The 19100-nt window shown below is 36.9% G+C and carries 15 protein-coding genes; 4 read left to right on the forward strand and 11 right to left on the reverse strand.

From position 1 onward, the window contains the following. Nucleotides 1-4 precede the first annotated feature (4 nt). Nucleotides 5-1357, reverse strand: coding sequence for a S41 family peptidase (locus tag BKH40_RS01550; protein WP_095276238.1), 1353 nt, complete (start codon nt 1355-1357; stop codon nt 5-7). A gap of 76 nt (nt 1358-1433) precedes the next feature. Here BKH40_RS01550 and BKH40_RS01555 point away from each other — a divergent pair, with 76 nt between their 5' ends. Together BKH40_RS01555 and BKH40_RS01560 are read left to right on the forward strand one after the other, a co-directional pair. Continuing rightward, nucleotides 1434-2255, forward strand: a complete 822-nt coding sequence (locus BKH40_RS01555) for a S1-like domain-containing RNA-binding protein (RefSeq protein ID WP_095276240.1) — start codon at nt 1434-1436, stop codon at nt 2253-2255. Between the two features lie 42 nt (nt 2256-2297). Next, nucleotides 2298-2843: a TIGR00725 family protein gene (locus BKH40_RS01560; protein WP_095276242.1), complete on the forward strand. Its 546-nt coding sequence runs from the start codon at nt 2298-2300 to the stop codon at nt 2841-2843. Nucleotides 2844-3067: 224 nt separating this feature from the next. Here the strand turns inward: BKH40_RS01560 and priA are convergent, their stop codons facing one another. From priA to BKH40_RS01575, 3 genes are read right to left on the reverse strand one after another with little or no spacing between them, the layout of a single operon-like run. Further along, nucleotides 3068-4999: a primosomal protein N' gene (priA, locus tag BKH40_RS01565; protein WP_095276243.1), complete on the reverse strand. Its 1932-nt coding sequence runs from the start codon at nt 4997-4999 to the stop codon at nt 3068-3070. 5 nt (nt 5000-5004) lie between these two features. Further along, nucleotides 5005-5250 carry a hypothetical protein gene (locus tag BKH40_RS01570; protein WP_095276245.1) on the reverse strand — a complete coding sequence of 82 codons (246 nt, stop codon included), beginning with the start codon at nt 5248-5250 and terminating at the stop codon, nt 5005-5007. Between the two features lie 2 nt (nt 5251-5252). Beyond that, complete coding sequence (locus BKH40_RS01575) at nt 5253-5525, reverse strand: hypothetical protein (protein WP_095276247.1); 273 nt, start codon at nt 5523-5525, stop codon at nt 5253-5255. Between the two features lie 54 nt (nt 5526-5579). Here BKH40_RS01575 and uvrB point away from each other — a divergent pair, with 54 nt between their 5' ends. Together uvrB and BKH40_RS01585 are read left to right on the forward strand one after the other, a co-directional pair. Beyond that, nucleotides 5580-7559, forward strand: a complete 1980-nt coding sequence (gene uvrB / locus BKH40_RS01580; RefSeq protein ID WP_095276249.1) for an excinuclease ABC subunit UvrB — start codon at nt 5580-5582, stop codon at nt 7557-7559. A 290-nt stretch (nt 7560-7849) separates the two neighbouring features. Continuing rightward, complete coding sequence (locus tag BKH40_RS01585; protein ID WP_095276250.1) at nt 7850-9541, forward strand: hypothetical protein; 1692 nt, start codon at nt 7850-7852, stop codon at nt 9539-9541. A 34-nt stretch (nt 9542-9575) separates the two neighbouring features. On the opposite strand, the gene BKH40_RS01590 is transcribed toward BKH40_RS01585, so the two are convergent. From BKH40_RS01590 to pheS, 7 genes are all read right to left on the reverse strand, one after another. After that, entirely contained in the window at nt 9576-9926 is a 351-nt protein-coding gene (locus BKH40_RS01590) for an AzlD domain-containing protein (protein ID WP_180675054.1), read from the reverse strand. A 20-nt stretch (nt 9927-9946) separates the two neighbouring features. Continuing rightward, on the reverse strand, nt 9947-10618 hold the full coding sequence (locus tag BKH40_RS01595) for an AzlC family ABC transporter permease (RefSeq protein ID WP_095276253.1): 672 nt from the start codon (nt 10616-10618) through the stop codon (nt 9947-9949). 373 nt (nt 10619-10991) lie between these two features. Then, on the reverse strand, nt 10992-14654 hold the full coding sequence (dnaE, locus tag BKH40_RS01600) for a DNA polymerase III subunit alpha (protein WP_095276255.1): 3663 nt from the start codon (nt 14652-14654) through the stop codon (nt 10992-10994). A 194-nt stretch (nt 14655-14848) separates the two neighbouring features. Beyond that, nucleotides 14849-15076, reverse strand: a complete 228-nt coding sequence (locus BKH40_RS01605) for a YdcH family protein (protein ID WP_095276257.1) — start codon at nt 15074-15076, stop codon at nt 14849-14851. A gap of 46 nt (nt 15077-15122) precedes the next feature. Then, nucleotides 15123-15590 (reverse strand): peroxiredoxin, encoded by a 468-nt coding sequence (locus BKH40_RS01610; RefSeq protein ID WP_095276259.1) that lies wholly within the window; start codon nt 15588-15590, stop codon nt 15123-15125. 22 nt (nt 15591-15612) lie between these two features. Then, entirely contained in the window at nt 15613-18021 is a 2409-nt protein-coding gene (gene pheT, locus BKH40_RS01615; RefSeq protein ID WP_095276261.1) for a phenylalanine--tRNA ligase subunit beta, read from the reverse strand. Beyond that, nucleotides 18021-19082, reverse strand: a complete 1062-nt coding sequence (gene pheS / locus BKH40_RS01620; protein ID WP_095276263.1) for a phenylalanine--tRNA ligase subunit alpha — start codon at nt 19080-19082, stop codon at nt 18021-18023. Before pheS ends, pheT begins: the two co-directional genes overlap by 1 nt. Nucleotides 19083-19100 lie beyond the last annotated feature (18 nt).

Genomic DNA, 19100 nt, shown 5'->3' on the forward strand with positions numbered 1-19100 from the left:
CTCCTTAGTGTTTAAATGCAGATATTAGATTCCATGACTTTAAGGTATCTATAGCAGTTTTTAGCTGCATGTCATCCATCACATCTTTAGTAGTGATTAGATTTTTGTCTTCTTTTTCCTCTTTTGCTTCTGTAGCTTTTGCTTTTTTAGGCGCTTCGTCTTCTAAAAGCTCATTTTTAAGATGTTTTCTTAGGTTGGCTTCTTTTAGGCTAAAGGCACTATCTTTATCTTGTGGGACAACTCCCGGGGCTATTTTAATATCTGGTGTGATGCCTAGGGCTTGTATACTTCTACCACTTGGTAAGTAGTACTTAGCCACTGTTAGCTTTAAGGCTTCAGTATCAGAGATTGGCACGATTTGTTGAACGCTTCCTTTGCCGAAAGTTTTTTCACCAATTATTACTGCCCTTTTGTTATCTTGCAAGCTTCCAGCTACTATCTCACTTGCACTTGCACTTCCGCCATTAACTAGCACTACTAAAGGGATATTAGCAAATATAGCATCGCCTTCTACTGGAATCTTTCTTTCTTCGTTTCTTCCTCTTTCAGAAAGCACGATTCCATGTTTTACAAAAAGGCTAGTTAGATCAACTGCTTGCTCCAATAAGCCACCTGGGTTATTTCTTAAATCCATTACTATGCCATCTACTTTGCCTAGTTTTTTAAGCTGTTTTTTGGTCTCTGGAACGACGTTTTTATCAAAGCTTGCTATCCTTAAGTAGGCATAGTTTGTGCCCTCTATCTTGCTAACTTTTGTGCTTTCAAGCTTTATAGTATCTCTTATTATCTTTACAACTAGTGGCTTATCTAGCCCACTTCTAACTATGGTTAGTTCTACTTTAGTGCCCTTTCTTCCTTGCATCAAAGAAACTGCTTCATCTAGCTTCATGTCTATGGTTGATTTATCATTTATTTTCAAGATGATATCCCCTGCTTTTAGCCCAGCTTTAGAAGCAGGTGTGCCATCTATTGGCGAGATGATAGTTATAGCACCATCTTTCATGCCCACTGTTATACCTATACCGCTGAACTCTCCTTGCGTTGTGTGCTTAAGATTCTTAAAGTCTTTAGCACTTAGGTAGTTAGAGTGTGCATCAAGGTTGCTTAGCAAGCCATCAAGTGCTTTATCTATGATCTGATCTATAGTTAGCTTATCTACATAGGCTTTTTCTATGATATCTACTGAGTTTGTAAACTTAGCATATGCTTTAAGTCTATCAGCCTTTGAGCTTGGCTTGAATGCTTCTTGTTTGTTCATATCAGTTGCATTGTTGCTAGGCGCAGCATTTAGAAAACTTAGACCACCAACCATAAGTGCTGAAACCAGCACGCCAGATAACACATATTTATTAAACATCTTTGAGAGCCCTAATTTAAAATTTAATTTTAGATTATACTTAGAAAAAATCAATTTAATTTGTAAAGGCCCCAAAATGCAAGACATAAGTTCCTTAATAGGTTTGCAAACTATGCTAGATGTAAAGCGGAAAAGTGAGTTTGGATACTACCTTGGTGAGGACGACTTAGAAGGCGAAGTTTTACTTCCTAATATATATGCAAACGAGCTTGATGAAAAAGATATAAAAGTCAGTGTTTTTATCTATACAGATAGTGAAGATAGACTAGTAGCCACCACGTTAAAACCACTAATATTGCTAGATGAGATAAAAGCACTTAAGGTAAAAGACCACGTAGAAAATGGAATCTTTTTAGACATGGGACTAGCTAAAGATCTTTTCATGCCAACTAAGTATCCAAGCAACTATCCACTAGATTCTAAAGTAGTAGTTACTTTGCAAAAAGATCATTCAAATAGGCTAATAGCCAAAAAAGATATAAGCATATCCTTAAAGCCTTGTAAAGATATAAGCTTTTTAAGTAAGGACTTAGATGCATTAGTAGTTTCTAAAAGCGATCTAGGCTACTCTTGTGTTATAGGTAACTACCAAGGCATGCTTTATAGTAATGAAGTCTTTTGTGAGATAAAGCTAGGTGAGGTCTATAAAGTAGGCGTTAAAAATATAAGAAGTGATGGCAAGCTAGATCTAATAATAAGATCTAATAAAAGTGCCTTAAAAGAAAAAATACTTTCTATCTTAGAATCTAAAACTACCCCTTATATCTTTGAAAAAGAGACAGCCATGGCGTTAGGAGTTAGTTTCAAAGAGCTAAAAAGGACTTTGAGTACCCTTGTAAATGAAAATAAGATAAGCTTCATAAAAGATAAAGGCTATGTAAAAAGCCCTAAATCTTAAAAATATCCATAAAGTTAAATCATATATAAGGGAAATTAAGTAATGAAAATAATTGCAGTATGTGGTAATGCAAGCTTAAAAGGACTAAGTGAAGAAACACTAGAGCTTGCTTATGAAACAGGTAAAGCCATCATAGATAGTGGCTATGTCTTAGCTTGTGGTGGGCTAGGTGGCATTATGGAGCTAGCTTGCAAAGGTGCAAGGGCTTCTAAAAATCATAAACCTAACACCATCATAGGAATCCTCCCAAACTACGATAGAAGCATAGCTAATCCTTACGTAGACTTAGCCCTTCCTATAGGCTTTGACATGGCTAGGAATCTAAGTCTAGTTAGCATCTCTCACGCAGTCATAGCTATAGCTGGAGGAAGTGGGACTTTAAATGAGCTAAGTGCTAGCTGGCAACTAGGAAAGCTTATAGTAGCCCTTGGAAATGAAGGCTATGCTAACAAGCTTGGAGGCACTAAGCTAGATGATAGACGCGAAGATATGATCTATAAGGCTAACTCTGCTAAAGAAGCCTTAGAGCTTGTTGGTGAAAAACTACCACTTTATGAAGGTAGGTTTTTTGCTGGGATTAAGAAGTAAGCATTAAAAGTAAGTATTTTTATAGGCATGTATTTTAGGTCTTAACGCTTGAAGTAAAAACACAAGGCAAAAAACATAAGGTGTAGCATAGTAGATATTAGTTCCCCTTCCTAGCATGATAGAGTTTCTCCAATCTTCTCTCTCCATGATGCAAAAAGGAACTAATGGAATATATCTCTACAACTTCCATTAAAATAAAGAAAGAAAAAACTAGCAACAAAGCTTCAAAACTCTATAGGGTCTATATCTATATCAAAACTTAGCTTATCTTTTAGATTAAACTCAAGACTAAGTATGCTTTGAAGCAAAGGGGTGGCTTTTTTGCATCTTAAGATGATGTTAAAAAAGTAGTAGTCTTTAAGCTTTGGCATACTACTTGGGGCTAGACCTATCACTTCTACATCTTTTTCCTTACACTTACTAAGCACATCTTTTATATATCTAGCACGCATTAAGGCTTTAGTCTCATTTTTATCTTTTATGGTAAGTTTTGCCAGTCTTACAAAAGGCGGGTAAAGATTGGCCCTTTGAAGGAGTTCGTTTTCTAAAAAGTTTTGATAGCCTCCTTTAAAAACCTCTTCTATATAAGAAGTATTAAGACTTTGTATAAGCACGCTTCCTTCTCCCCTCCTTCCACTTCTCCCAGCTATCTGAAAAAGCAGTGAAAAAGCCTTCTCGCTTGCCCTATAGTCACTTAAGCCTAAAATATGATCAATACCTAGTATCACACTAAGACTAGCGTCTTTAAAGTCATGTCCCTTACTTAGCATCTGCGTGCCTATAAGGAAGTCAAACTTATGGGCTGAAAACTCACTTAAAATCTTATCTAGCTCTTTAAAACTACTTGCATTATCCCTATCGCATATTTTTATCTTAGCGCCTGTAAAGATCTCTTCTAAAGTATTTTTAAGCTCTTCAGTTCCTAGTCTTTTGCCTCTTAGCTCTTCACTCCCGCAAGTTGGGCAAACTAGAGGTATGGGCATATGGTAGTTACAGTAGTGACAAACTAGAGAGTTTTTTTTGAAGTTAACGCTTAGGCTTACTTGGCAGTGAGGGCATTTTATAGTACTAGCACAGTTAGTGCAAAGCAGGCTTTTAAAATTAGCCCTAGTTGGCAAGAAGATAATAGCTTGCTTTTTGCTATCTAGCACAGCTTGTAAGCTTTCTAGTAAAAGGGGGCTTAAAACTTCTTTTGAATTATCAAGTATAAGCTTAGTTTGTGAGTTAAAAAACTTGCCCTTAAGCCTATAAAGATAGCCATGCTCTTTTGCTAGATAGTAGCTTTTTAGACTTGGGGTTGCACTACCAAGCACTACTTTTATACCTCTTTGACTTAAAAGCACACATAAGTCGCGTGCGTTATATTTTGGTGAGGTTTGAGACTTAAAAGAGTCATCATGCTCTTCATCGACTATAATTAATCTTAAATCACTCCATGGCAAAAAAAGTGCACTCCTTGCACCTATTATTATTTTTATACTCCCTGCTTTTAGACCATCTAAGACTTTTTGCTTTTTAGCCTTTGTTATCTTGCTATGCCACATGGCTACTTTATCCCCAAAGTGCTTTTGTAATCTTTTTTCCATCAAAGGCGTTAGGGAGATCTCTGGCATCAAAAGTAGGCACTGTGAGCTCTCTTGAGACTTAAGCGTAGAATCTATTAGATGAAAATAAATCTCACTTTTACCACTACTAGTATCACCAAACAGCAAACTTAAAGGCCTAGATTCTATAAATCTTAAAGCTTTTTCTTGCTCTTGGCTTAGGGTTAAAAGAGGACTAGTTTCTTTAGGAGTTTTGGCAGCTTGGGCTTTTTTTAAAGGCTTTTTAAGATTTTTATCTAAGCTACCTTTTTGCACATTTTTTAAATCATCTAAGTGAAATATACTAGCTACATTACCTAGGCTTTGTAAGTAGTACTTGCTAGTAAACTCTAAAAGCTCTTTTTGTAGTTTGGTTAGAAAAAGCTGTGATTTGCTAGCAGGCTTTGGTGTAAAGCTAGGTGCTTGTAAGGCTAGATCTACTTGACTAACAACTCCAAGATACTCTTTGCCCCTTAGATTTATAAGCACTAAGTCAAATTTATCTAAAGGAGTTTGTGTGCTATAGACTAGTTCATTTAAGTGCAAACCTATAGGGCTAACTGATATAAGCATAGCTTTTAAGAGGTAGCTTTAGGTTGCTCTTGTAGTTTTTGTTGTAAGAAAGTGTTTATCTCTTCTAAGTCAAGATTTTGTGCAACGTACTTATTAGAAAGCTCTATAAACATGTGCAAAAGTTGCTCCACTGAGTAAGACCTATCTTCAAAGAGGGCTTGTAAGTTGGCTTTTATGGGCTCATTAAAGTTAGTGGTTTCTAGCCTAAAGGTTCTTCCACCAACTTTAATATCTAAGCTGTCTTTCATCATCACTAAGGCTTTTTATACTCTTTTGTGCTGTTTTCTACTAGCTCACCTATCTCTCTAAGCTGTGCTGTTAAGAGAGCGTTTTGTTCTTCTAGCTTTTTCATCCTTAAGTCTTTTTGCTCATTTTGTACATTAAGATTACTTATCTTAAAGCCAAGATCTCTTATCTCAGAATCTTTTTCTTTAGATACAGTGTTTTTTTGTGAGAGTTCATCTTCTAGCTTTTCTATCCTCTCTATAAGCAGATGTATACCATTTTTAATATCATTTGCTACCATTTTAGAATCCTTATTTTTAAGATTATTAATTCTATCCAAAATTAAAGAGCCCATATGCAAAATACCTTTAAACTAACTTCACCTTATAAGCCAGCAGGCGATCAGATAGAAGCTATAGCATCCATAACTGGCTTTATCAAAGATGGCTCAAAGTACAATACTTTAGAAGGTGTTACAGGAAGTGGCAAAACTTTTACTATGGCAAACATCATAGCCAACCTTAACATGCCAACTCTTATCATGTCTCATAATAAAACTCTTTGTGCCCAGCTTTATAGTGAGTTTAGAAGCTTTTTCCCCAAAAATCATGTCGAGTACTTTATATCCCACTTTGACTACTACCAACCAGAAGCCTACCTTCCAAGACGTGATCTTTTTATAGAAAAAGATTCAAGCATTAATGACGACTTAGAAAGGCTTCGCCTTAGTGCTACTACTTCACTGCTTGGCTATGATGATGTCATAGTTATAGCTAGTGTTTCAGCAAACTATGGTCTAGGTAACCCAGAAGAGTACATCCAAACCATACAAAAGATAAGTATAGGAGAGTGCTATAATCAAAAGCAGTTTCTTTTAAAGCTAATAGAGATGGGCTATACGCGTAATGAGGTGGACTTCAAACGGGGTACTTTTCGCGTAAGTGGCGAGGTTATAGACATATTTCCAGCCTATAATGAAATAGAATTTTTAAAGATAGAGTTTTTTGATGATGAGATAGAAGGAATCTTTATCTATGAAGCCTTAGAAAACAAAAAAGTTAAAGCCTTAGATTCTGTAGTGATCTATGCTGCTAATCAATTCATAGTCGGACAAAACCGCCTTAAAACTGCCCTTAACAACATAGAGCAAGAGCTTGCAGAAAGGCTAGAGTTTTATAAGTCTCAAGATAAGCAAGTAGAGTTTGAAAGGCTAAAAAGCAGGGTTGAGTTTGACTTGGAGATGATAAGTGAAAGTGGTGTTTGTAAGGGGATAGAAAACTATGCAAGACATCTTACTGGCAAAGCACCCGGAGAGACGCCCTTTTCGCTTTTAGACTACTTTGAATCTAAAAAAAAGCCCTATCTTTTAATAGTCGATGAAAGCCACGTAAGCCTTCCTCAATTTGGCGGTATGTACTCAGGGGATAGAAGCAGAAAAGAAGTTTTAGTCGAGTATGGTTTTAGGCTTCCAAGTGCCCTTGATAACAGACCTTTAAGATTTGAAGAGTTTATAAACAAAAAGGCTAACTTTCTTTTTGTCTCAGCAACCCCAGCAAACCTTGAACTAGAACTAAGTAAAGAACACACAGCAGAGCAGATCATCCGCCCAACAGGGCTTCTAGACCCACTCTATGAAGTAAGAGATAGCACTAATCAGGTTAATGACTTAAAGGCTGAGATTCTAAAAAGAGTAGCTAAAAATGAAAGAGTACTAGTTACGACGCTAACTAAAAAGATGGCAGAAGAGCTAACTAAGTTTTACTCTAAAGAAGGCATAAAAGTGCGTTATATGCATAGTGATATAGATGCCATTGAAAGAAACCATCTTATACGTGAGCTGCGTCTTGGAGAGTATGACGTCTTAGTTGGGATAAATCTCTTGCGTGAAGGGCTAGATCTCCCAGAAGTAAGCTTAGTAGCCATCTTAGATGCTGATAAAGAAGGCTTTTTAAGGAGTGAGACTAGCCTTATACAAACAATGGGGCGTGCTGCTAGAAACATTAATGGCTTTGTGCTTTTATACGCCAAAAAGGTTACAAAGTCCATGCAAAAAGCCTTTGATGTAAGCAACTACCGCCGCGAAAAACAAATCGCTTTTAACAAAGAACACAACATAACTCCAAAAAGTGTTAATAGAAACTTAGAAGATGAACTACGACTTGAAGACACTTCAAAAACGCTTGATAGACTAAGGAAGGAAAAGATTCCAAAAGAGCAAAAAGCTTTGATAGTAAAAGACTTGACGGCTAAGATGCTAGAGGCTGCTAAAAGACTAGACTTTGAAGTAGCAGCAAGCTTGCGCGATGAGATAGCAAGGCTTAAAAAGGATAGGTAAAATACTCTTAACCTTATATAGTTCTTACAAAGACCAATTACAGTTTTTAAAGTGATATTTTTTAATTGCATTTTGATTATTAAGCTAGATTGACTAGCTTTGTTTTTATATTAATAAAACCTTAAGTTATAAGAAGTATTTAAGTAAATATTTTATTTATCAAAAACTTATTAGTTAATAATTTTTATACCTTTTTCATCCTTCTACAAAGCCCCTGCTACAGGGCTCCATCAGCTATAATTTCAACTATAAAAGACTACAAAATAGACATAGAAATTAAGGATTCTAAAATGAAAAAAGTCACTAAAACATTGATAGCTTCTAGTTTGATTTTAGTCTTAGGAACTACTAGTGCATTTGCAGCTGAGGCAGGTGCTAACACTAATAAGATTAATGGTCTAAAGGTTTTTGCTGGGGTTGGAGTAGGTGCTGGGATAAGCGCTAAGGAAGTGGATAATGGAGTTCGTTTTTCAGGCACTGGAACTAATGCAAAACTAAAACTAGGTGCTGGAGTCTTTTCTAGTCTAGAAGGCGCAACTCTTGGCTTACAAGCAAGTGTTGGAGTGGGGGTTAATACCTTAAACTCAAGCCTTACACCTCAGTACATGGTAAACCTTGACTTTATCCACCTCTTTGATGTAGGTAGTGGCTTTGTAAAGTTAGGCTACACAGCAGGAGTAGGTCTTGCTATAAGGACTAATGATGTGGTTAATAGTGGAAGTGGTAACTTTAACTCCCAGTCTACTTCTGCAAGTAGGGCAAACTCTGCTTTTGCCATCTCTGCCGCCCAAGCTAGAAGTAATGCAAATGCACTAATGTTTGCAATATATCAAGCAAGCGATAATACAAACAGTGCAAGAGATGCTCAAGTACAAGCTAATAGCAATCTTATAAATGCAACTCTAACTTGGAGTGCAAAACAAGGAGATCTAAACAGGGCAAATGATGCTATAAATAGTGCTAGTAGTAACGTAGCTAATATCTTAAGTAATATAACAAGCACTAACTCTCAGCTTAGTAACCTTAACAACCAACTTAACCAAGCAATAAGCGATAAAAACAACGCACAAAGTATGGTTAATAGTGCTAATAATGCACTAAATTCTTTGCCAAGACCACAAGCCCCTAACACTTCAGCCCTTCAAGCTGCAGTAAATAATGCGCAAAATGCAGTAAATAATGCACAAAACGAGGTAAATAACGCCCAGTCTGCCTATAGCAGGGCTTTAAGTATAAACAATCAGCCTACTTACTATCCACCAAGTTCTTCTTGCAGTGGCTATGCTAACTTTTGTAACTCTAGGACTTTAGCACCGGGCTATTACGCAGGGCTTAACGCAAACTCAACTGCTAATGCCCTAGCAGATGCTAAAGCTAAACTTAGAAATGCACAAGATACTCTTGCTAATGCCCAAAAAGCTTTGAGTAATACACAAAATACCTACCTATCACAGCTTAATGCCTATAATAACAACCCAGCACATACCACCCTAACTAATGCTCAAAATGCACTAAATGATGCCAATAATAAAATCCAAAATATAGGTAATGAAGTAAGTAGAACACAGCAAGAAGCAAACCAAGCCAATCAAAACCTAATTAATGCCCAAAAAGAATATAACGACGCACTAACTAATAAAAATAACCTAGCACAAGGACAGCAAGACTACGATAAGGCAAAAAAAGCAAAAGATGCAGCAGATAAAGCTTTGCAGGCTGCTACAGACAACCTTAATAAACTTATCGCCCAATATACTGCTAATCAACGCATCATAAACGCAGCACAAAATAGTGCCAATGAAGAGAAAAAACCAGAAACTGCCGCTCCAGCCCCTACTATACTTCCAACTGTAAAAGTAGGCTTGATGGCATTTATCGGCATTAATCAAAGTGTATCATTAGAGTATCAGTACTACTTTAGAAACAACACTCCGGGTCTTGCAAGCAGTGATGTTACACTAAACTACGCTTACTACTTTTAAAAGACTATAGAATCTAGTTTTTGCTTTAAGCCCCTTAGCCAAAGGGCTTAAAGTTAACTAGTGCTATATAAAAGATAGTTGAAAGAAAGATGGCTAAAAGACCGCCATAAGAAGAACGCCTAAAGATAAGATAGATAATAATAGTGCTTAAAACTCCTAAACCCTCATAGCTTCCAAAAGGGCTATGAGATAAGTTGATATCTTTTAGTGAGTAAACTATAAGCATGCCTATGATACAAGGGGTTATCTTTCTTGAAAGCCACGCAAGAAGTGGAGGTATGGGAGAAAAGCTAAAGATAGACAAAGGTAAAAATCGCGGGATAATAGTCCCTATGATGATGACTATAACTATTAAGATAGCATGGGTTATATCTATATCACTCAAGTTTTTCTCCTTTATATCTTTTAGTCACGCAAGGGTTTAAAACGCAAAGCTTTTAATGCAAAAAGAAGAACTATTATGGCTACCATGGAAGGTACTAAAAAGCTTTCTTTGCCAAATATAGCCAAGCAGATAAGCGCTACAACTATGCCAAGACTGGCTCCAAAGTAAGACTTACTAGTTTTAATCTGCTCTAAAAGTATGACTACAAAAACAGCACTTAGCACAAACTCTATGCCTTTGATGCTAAACTTATCACCTATTAGAGAGCCTATGATGCAGCCAAGTATCCAGTATATGTGATTAAGCAAGGCAAGGAAGAACTTAGCCCTTTGGCTGATGCTAGAGTTGATACTAAGAAGTGCAAAAGTTTCATCAGTTAGGCTAAAAAACATATAAAGCTTAGTTTTTAAAGGAAAGGCGCTAAAGTCCTTAAACATAGCCATAGCATATAGAATCTGTCTTGCGTTTACAACAAGTGCTAAGATAAACACAGAAGTAAGACTAGCACCCATGCTAAGCAAACCAACTGCGACAAACTGCATAGCCCCAGCATAGATAAAAACTGCCATAGCAATAGACCAAAGCACGCTAAAGCCAGCATCGCCTAAGAGTATGCCAAAAGCCCCTCCTAGCATTAAGTAGCCTATGAGTATGGGAAGACTAATCTTGAAAGCTACTTTTAAGTCACTCACGTAATATCCTTAGGCCATAAATAAATCGAAAAGAATTATAGTGCTAAAAATGAAGAAATGTTTAAAAAGTTATATTTAAGCATTGCATATGCTAGGTGTTTTAAAGTTTTATATTCTATCTTAGTGGCAAGAAAGCACAAGCCAAAAGTAGCATAAATATCTTTCTTTCTTTTTTTATACAAGTATCCTTTAGCTCCCCTTCATGATGTTTTTAGGGCTTCTTTTAGTTCCCATCTTGACATAAGGGAGTACTGGGAGTGGGTTATTTATAAACAGTCAAATATTTTTAGATTCTATAAATTTATAGAATCTAATTTTATTTATATCGCATGCTAGGAGAAGGCATAATCTTTTACATGGCAATCATATATTTCTAAGCTAACTCTTTATCACTTCTTTGCATCCATTTAAAATCAGGCAGCAAGGAAGCTATCTTTTTATCTACTTTTAGATTTGATTGAAACTCATACACACTGCCATCTTTTACAAACTGCAAGATTAAAGGCGTGCTTCCTTCACACTCTTTAGCCTTAGAGGCTATTAGATCAAGTTTTTTACTATCAAAGTTAGATTCAAAGACTACGCAGAGGGCTTCTTTTAAGTCTATATTTTTAAACTTGATATCTAGCGGGGTTACTTCACTAGTATCTGGTATCTCACTTTTTTGTGTTGCCCTATCATACTTCAAAGTCACTTTTGCGTTTTTTGCCTCACTTAGTGATAAAAGCTCTAAAACTCTAACTTGCAGTTTTATGTCATTTTCATCATCGTCATCTTTTTCTATCTTGCACTTAAAGCAGATAGGTTCGTTTGGATCTTCTAAGTTGGCATTTAGCTCATCTAGTGCATTTAGCTGGTTTTCAAAGACGGTAAATTCTAGCTTGCCGGTTAGATCCATGACGTTAAGCACACCATAAATCTTGCCACTTTTGCCTATTTTTCTATTAACACTAAGCACTTTGCAAGCAAACATAGCAAAGGAGTTAGACTTAAGCTCTAGTGCTTCTACAATCTTAGCTATGCCCTTTGTAGCATTTATCCTATCTCTATAAGCATCTAGTGGGTGCCCACTTACATAAAAGCCTAAGCTCTCATACTCATACTCTAAGATAGTCCCAGAATCTAGCTCTTTTACATTTTTAAACTCTAACTGGACATCAGCTTTGTACTCGGCAAAAAGCATACTGCCACCTTCTTGATCCCTCCTAGCCCTAGTAACTGCCCTGCCCATATCACAGATATAGTCTATATTTTCAAGTAAGGCACGTCTTGTATAGCCTAGATCATCTAGACTACCAGACTTTATAAGTGGCTCTAAGATTCTCTTACTTATCTTGTTAAAGTCTACGCGTGCTACAAAGTCAGCAAAGTTTACAAAAACGCCACCTTCTTTTCTAACTTCTATGATATTTTTTAGTGCTTCAGTTCCTGCACCTTTTATAGCCCCTAGCCCAAAGACTATCTTTTTATAGTCTTTTGCACCTTTATCTTTTGTCTCATCTTTAATCACAGAAAAGTCTATCATGGAGTGGTTTACGTGAGGATTAGCTATAGCTATGCCTAGGGCTTTTACCTCATCTATATACTTAGCTACTGCTTCTATCTTATTACTTTCGCTTGTAAGCATAGCTGCCATAAACTCATGTTCATAGTAGGTTTTTAGATAAGCAGTTTGAAACACCAACATCCCATAGGCTGCTGAGTGAGACTTATTAAACCCATACTCAGCAAACTTAGCTATTAAGTCAAAAAGTGCGCCTGCCTTAGCTGCATCAAAGCCATTTTTCTTAGCACCTTGCACAAACTTAGACTTAGAATCATCCATAGCCTTAGCATCTTTTTTACCCATAGCCCTTCTTACAAGGTCAGCTTCTCCTAGACTAAAGCCACCTATAACTTGCACTATCTGCATAACTTGCTCTTGATAGACTATAACTCCATAAGTTGGCTTTAAGATAGATTCTAACTCTTTGAATGGATACTCTATCTTAGCCCTTCCATGCTTTCTTTCTATATAGTCAGCTGTCATACCAGATTCTATAGGGCCGGGACGATAGAGGGCGATAAGGGCTATGGCATCATCTATGCAAGTAGGACGCAGCCTTTTATTAATATCTTGCATACCATTAGATTCTAACTGGAAGATGCCTAGTGTGTTTCCACTTTGCAAGGTCTTATAGACTTCTGGGTCATTAGCATCAACTTCTAAGAAGTTTATATGCCTGCCACTAGTCTCAGCGATGATATCAAGGGCATCTTGTATCACAGTTAAAGTCTTTAGTCCTAAGAAGTCAAACTTTATAAGGTCTACTTCTTCAAGGTGTTTCATGGAGTACTGAGTAACTGGGATGTTATCTTTAGTCTTTTCTGGGACATATAAAGGCACTTTGTTCCAAAGCTCTTTTTCACCATCAATCACAAGCGCTGCAGCGTGGATACCTGCGTTTCTATTAAGCCCTTCTAGCTTTAAAGCCATCTCCCAAACTTCTTTAGCCTTAGGATTAGCATCTGTAAGCTCTTTTATCTTAGGCTCTTTAAGAAAGGCATCTTTTAAAGTGATATTTAACTCTTTGGGTATAAGTTTTGCAAACTCATCAGATTCTTTATAAGGCATGTCATAAACTCTCGCAACATCCCTAATAACTGACTTAGCTAGCATCTTACCAAAGGTTATAACCTGTGCTACGTTGTTTCTGCCATATCTATTACTCATATACTCAAACATCTCGCCTCGTCTTCTTTGGCAAAAGTCTGTATCGATATCTGGCATAGAAACCCGCTCCGGATTTAAGAATCTTTCAAATAAAAGATCATACTTTATAGGGTCTATATCAGTTATGCCTAAGCAAAAAGCCACTAGTGATCCAGCAGCACTACCACGACCTGGGCCTACTGGGATCTTATTAGACTTAGCGTAGTTTATAAAGTCCCAAACTATAAGCATATAACCCGGAAACTTCATAGATTCTATGGTGTCCATCTCACGTGCTAATCTTTCTTTATAGATAGTATGCTTACTTTCATCTATGATAGTTAGTCTTTTTGCAAGTCCTTCTTCACACTTATATCTAAAGTAGCCTGCTTCATCAACAAAGTCTACTCCATCTTGCAAAGCACACTCTTTAGCAAACTTAAAAGTTGGTGGGGTTGGTGGGTTAGAATCGTTGTTTTTTAAATCTATCTCAAGGTTGCACTTATTTGCTATTTCTTGAGTGTTGCTAAGTGCTTCTGGTAAGTCAGCAAAAAGCTCTGCCATCTCTTCAGGGCTTTTTACATAAAACTCATGCACGCTATGGCGAAGGCGATTAGCATCAGCTAGGGTTTTGCCCATAGCTATGCACATAGCCACTTCTTGCATGCTAGCATCTTCTTTTACCCTATAGTGGGAATCATTAGTAGCTATAAGCTTAGCGCCAGTTTCTAGACTTAGACGTATAAGATTATCATCTATGTCGTTTTGCTCTCTTATACCATGACGCATGATCTCTATATAAAAGTCTTCACCAAAGATATCTTGATACTCAGCTACTGCTTCTTTAGCACCCTCATAGCCACGTGCACCCATGGAGAGGTTTCTTTCACTTCTAGTGTTTAGATGCCAGCTTATCTCCCCTTGCAAGCAAGCACTACTACAAACTAAGCCACTACTATGCTCTCTTAAAAGCTTCTTGTTTATTCGCGGAAAGCCAAAGTAGCGTCCATCCATAAAGCTTCTTGAGCTTAGATACATAAGGTTTTTATAGCCAATGTCATCTTTAGCAAATAAGCAAAGATGAAACCTTGGAGTAGTTCTTGACCTATCTCCTAAGTCTTCTTTATTGTGAATATAAGCCTCCATGCCAATGATAGGCTTTATGCCAGCTTTTTTCATGGTGGTATAAAACTTTATAGCACCAAACATATTGCCATGATCACTCATAGCAACACTGTCCATGCCAAGGGCTTTTATCTGATTGCAAAGTGCATCTAGTTTATTAGCACCATCTAGTAAGGAGAACTCAGTATGTAAATGTAAGTGGGTGAATTTAGCGCTCATGATAGAATCTTTAAATTTATATGATTTGATGTAATGATTAAGTAAGTATATGAAATATATATCAACTAGCCTTTTTTGTCTTAGCAAAAAAAGCCAGCCTCTAAAACGCTAGGAATCTAACCTAACCCTTGCAATCTAGCTATTACAAAAAGCTTTTAAGCAACTTTAGGCTTTTTCTTAAGCCTTTTTTCTTCTTAGGCTTTTTTCTCTTGCAAGTAGCGGTTTAGTAGTTCCCAAACCTCATCTTTTAGTTTTAGCTTTTCTTTTTTTAAGACATCTATTTCTTGTGTAGATAAAGGAATGATTCCTTGCTCTGCATTTTTTATCTTTTGGTCTAGCTCGTTATGTTCCTCAAAAATCTTATCAAAATGTGCGTCATTTTGCTTTAGGTAAGAAACCTCTTCTCTATACTCGTGAAACATCTCAAACTCCTTTGTTGATATGATGAAGATTCTAAAACATTTACCTTTAAATACTGTTTAAAACTTCTAAGGCATGCCCTTTTGTTTTGACATTATAAAAAGCCTTATCCACTTTGCCATCTTTTATGATAAAAGTTGATCTTATAACCCCTTCTACTTCCTTGCCATACATCATCTTTTTACCAAAAGCATGGTATTTTTTAGCTACTGCATTATCTTTGTCACTTAGTAACACCACATCAAGACTTTTAGAATCTATAAACTTTTGATGACTTGCTGGGCTATCTTTACTAACTCCTATGACTATAGCCCCTTTAGCTGCAAACTCAGCTTTTAAGCCAGTAAAGTCAGTAGCCTCTAGTGTGCAGCCTGGAGTGTTGTCTTTAGGATAAAAGTAAAGCACTACTACAAAGCCTGCAAAGTCTTGGAGGCTTATGTTTACATTATCAGAGTTTGGTAGCTCAAAGTTTGGTGCTAAGTCACCAGGTTTTAGCTGCTTTTTTTCTACTGGCATAAAATCTCCTTTTATAGATTTATTATTTCAATCTAGCATCAAAGTTAGATTCTAAAAGCTTTAAGACCTTAGCTATATCTTCTTCTATATCTTCTTGTGCAAGTGTTTTAGAACTAGACTGCAAGATAAAACGTATAGTTAAAGCATGCAAGTCTTCGCTTTCTTTATACACATCAAGCGGATAAAAGCCAACTATTGAATCTAGCCCTGCTTTTTGTAAGCCATCTCTTATACTAGAAAAAGGGATCTTAGAATCTATTAACACAGTTAGATCTCTTCTTGAAGCCTGAAAGGCAGAGTAAGTCCTAGCTTTATGCTCTAGCTTAGCAAGCCTTCCTTTTAAGATTAAGTCCATATCAAACTCAGCATAAAAGACATTTTCTAAGCCATACATCGCACACACTTTAGGATTTAGCTTTGAGACAAGTCCAAGCTTATGTTCATCTTGATAGGCAAAAGCACTTTGATAAGGATGATATAAGCTATTAGCTATCTCTTCTTTAGCATCACTTACATTAACAAGCCTAAAGTTATCTACCACCTTAGATAAGCACTCACAAAAGCTATAAAACTCCCACTCCCTTCCTTTAGGGTTAGGATAGCTTGGCACTAGCTTATCTCCACAAACCCCAAAGGCTATCTTTAAGCTAGCTTCTCTTTTTTCATTATAAACTGTCCCTATCTCAAAAAAGCTAACTGACTTATAGCCTAAGTTCTTATTTCGCTCCATAGATTCTAAGATATTAGGCATAAGGCTAGGGCGTAATGTATCTAAGTCTTTAGTGATAGGATTAAGCAAAGCTTTATCTTCATCTAAAGGCTTAAAGCCTAGGTCTAAAAGTCTCTGACTTGAAGCAAACACATAGTGCAAACACTCATAAAACCCTTGAGAAAGTGCCTTAACTCTTATATCCCTTGTAAGTTTGTGCTTAGTGTAAGCAGGAGAGGTGTTTAGGGTTTGTGCTATTAATAAAGGCTTAGAATGGATATTTTGCACGCCCATGCAGCGAAGTATCTCTTCTGCGACATCTTGGCGGTTGACTATATCAAAGCGGTAAATTGGAGGAGTTAGTATAAAGTAGTCTTCATCGCAAGTTGTTTTTAGTAAGAAGTTAAGCCTTTTTAAGATGATGGCTATCTCGTCATTGCTTATATGATTACCTATAACTTTTGATATGTAGCTAAAAGTCATATCTATATTTAAAGGTTCAAGCTTGTGCATGATCTTTTGTTCACCTGAGTAAACCACCACATCTTCTAAGCTATCAAAGAGAGTGCAAAGAAAGCCCATGCCAACTTCAAGATTAGAGTTAGATCCCCTTGTTGAAAGATAGGTTACATCTTTGTCTTGTGCTACTTTATCTTTGACTTTATAGATCTCATTAGAGATAGTATCTGGATGTATGTGACTTGCTTCTATGACAAAGGTTCTTGGGTAGTCATTAGGTGCTACCTCGTAGCGTTTAACACCTATAGTACTAAGCTTATTGACATTTTCTACATCACCTTTTTTAACTATGGAATAAACTGATTCTAACCCTAGCTCATCCCTTCTTATATCTAGCTTGACTGTATCACCACTAGCTGATATCTCCTTATCATCTAAAGGATAAGCGTTAAATACCACGCCACTCATATAAGTAGCATACTCTAGGAAGTTTTCAATCTTTTCTTGTTTATATCTCTTAGCTATACCTAGGCTTAAGGCTATAACTAAAGGCAAAAACATATCTTTTATCTCAACTATCTTATACATCAAGCTAGCATCTAGCTCGCCATGACTTAAAAGCTGCAAGATTCTACCTACTCCTATGGCAAGGGAATTATCCCCTGCTGGCAAACTTTTTAAGATAAGATTAAAACTACTTGCTATCTCTCTAGCCACTCCTAAGACATAAAGGCAGTCCCCGCGATTTGGAGTGATGCCTAGTTCTATAACGTCTTGATTAAAAACAGCATACTCTTTTAGCTCTTTACCTAAGACTAGCTCGCCTATACTGCTATCAAGCTCCATTATCCCTTCACCCAAAACTGGGAGACCAAGCTCCTCACTAGAACAAAGCATGCCATAAGATTCTATATCTCTAATGGTGCTTTTTACTATGTTAAAAGGAAGCGTAGACTCTCCTTTAGGAGGAAGACTAGCACCTATTAAAGCAACTGCTACAAAGAGATCAGTCCTAGCATTTCTTGCCCCACAGACAATTTGCAAGATCTCTTCACCTATATCAACATCACATATGCTTAGTCTTTCAGCATTAGGATGGGCTTTTCTTCTTACTATCTTGCCTACTACGACCTTTGAAGGTACGCTTATCTTGTGAGTAGATTCTATCTCTAGACCAAGGGAACTAAGCCTATTGCAAACCTCTTCTAAGTCTAGATTTTGTATATCTAAAAAGGCTTTTAGTGCACATGTAGTTACTATCATTAAAATTGCTCCAATAATCTTAGGTCTGTTTCAAAAAAGCTTCTTAAGTCACCTATACCCCACTTAAGCATAGCAAGGCGCTCTACTCCTAGCCCAAAGGCATAGCCACTAACGCCTTCGTAGTTAACTGCTTTAAAAACATTGCTATCTACCACGCCACAGCCTAGCACTTCTAGCCAGCCAGTATGAGAACACACCCTGCAGCCTTTGCCCTTACAAAAAACACAGCTTATATCAGCCTCAGCACTTGGCTCAGTAAAAGGGAAAAAGCTAGAGCGGAATCTCACTTTAGTCTCACTTCCAAAGATGAACTTTAAAAAGTCTTCTAAAAGATACTTTAAGTTAGCAAAACTTATATTATCACCTTCTTCTACGACAAGGCCTTCTACTTGATGAAACATAGGTGAGTGAGTTAGATCATAGTCACGCCTAAAAGTAGGACCTGTACATATCATCCTTAAAGGTGGCTTTTTTGCCTCCATAGTTCTTATCTGTATAGGGCTAGTGTGCGTCCTTAAAAGCTTAGAATCTTTAAAGTAGAAAGTATCTTGCATGTCGCGTGCTGGGTGGTATTTAGGAAGATTAAGTGCTTCGAAGTTATGAAAGTCATCTTCTATAAGTGGACCATCTTCTAGCGAAAAGTTTAAGTTAGTAAAGTAGTCTATGATGATATCTTGCATCCTGTGTATTGGGTGCCCTTCTGAGATACCTTGCATGTGAAGGCTTAAGTCTTTTTTGGAATCTTTTTGCCCTTCTAGGCTATAAAACTGAGTGGTTGCATTAAATAGTGAAGCATCAAGCCTTTCTTTAGCCATAGCACCATCTAGCTCTTTACTTTCTAGCTCACTCTTTTTAGATTCTAAGAGGCTATCGTAGTCTTTTTTAAGCTTATTAACCTTAGAGGCTTGCTCTTTTTTAGCTTCTCCATCCATATCTTTTAACTCTTTAAAAAGCGAGGTTAAGACGCCATTTTTGCCGCCTATAGCCACTCTTAAGTTCTCTAGCTCCTTTGTATCTTTCACACACTTAAGCATTTCTAAAAGCCTAACTAACTCTTCCATATGCCACCTTTTTAAATT

This window comes from Helicobacter sp. 11S02629-2, from assembly GCF_002272875.1.
Lineage (GTDB): Bacteria > Campylobacterota > Campylobacteria > Campylobacterales > Helicobacteraceae > Helicobacter_I.

Coding starts and splice junctions, on each gene's coding strand:
- BKH40_RS01570 (WP_095276245.1), bottom strand. CDS start 5,250: ATGATGAAAGACAGCTTAGATATTAAAGTTGGTGGAAGAACCTTTAGG.
- pheS (WP_095276263.1), bottom strand. CDS start 19,082: ATGGAAGAGTTAGTTAGGCTTTTAGAAATGCTTAAGTGTGTGAAAGAT.
- BKH40_RS01585 (WP_095276250.1), top strand. CDS start 7,850: ATGAAAAAAGTCACTAAAACATTGATAGCTTCTAGTTTGATTTTAGTC.
- uvrB (WP_095276249.1), top strand. CDS start 5,580: ATGCAAAATACCTTTAAACTAACTTCACCTTATAAGCCAGCAGGCGAT.
- BKH40_RS01555 (WP_095276240.1), top strand. CDS start 1,434: ATGCAAGACATAAGTTCCTTAATAGGTTTGCAAACTATGCTAGATGTA.
- BKH40_RS01575 (WP_095276247.1), bottom strand. CDS start 5,525: ATGGTAGCAAATGATATTAAAAATGGTATACATCTGCTTATAGAGAGG.
- BKH40_RS01605 (WP_095276257.1), bottom strand. CDS start 15,076: ATGTTTCACGAGTATAGAGAAGAGGTTTCTTACCTAAAGCAAAATGAC.
- pheT (WP_095276261.1), bottom strand. CDS start 18,021: ATGATAGTAACTACATGTGCACTAAAAGCCTTTTTAGATATACAAAAT.
- BKH40_RS01610 (WP_095276259.1), bottom strand. CDS start 15,590: ATGCCAGTAGAAAAAAAGCAGCTAAAACCTGGTGACTTAGCACCAAAC.
- priA (WP_095276243.1), bottom strand. CDS start 4,999: ATGCTTATATCAGTTAGCCCTATAGGTTTGCACTTAAATGAACTAGTC.
- dnaE (WP_095276255.1), bottom strand. CDS start 14,654: ATGAGCGCTAAATTCACCCACTTACATTTACATACTGAGTTCTCCTTA.
- BKH40_RS01550 (WP_095276238.1), bottom strand. CDS start 1,357: ATGTTTAATAAATATGTGTTATCTGGCGTGCTGGTTTCAGCACTTATG.
- BKH40_RS01560 (WP_095276242.1), top strand. CDS start 2,298: ATGAAAATAATTGCAGTATGTGGTAATGCAAGCTTAAAAGGACTAAGT.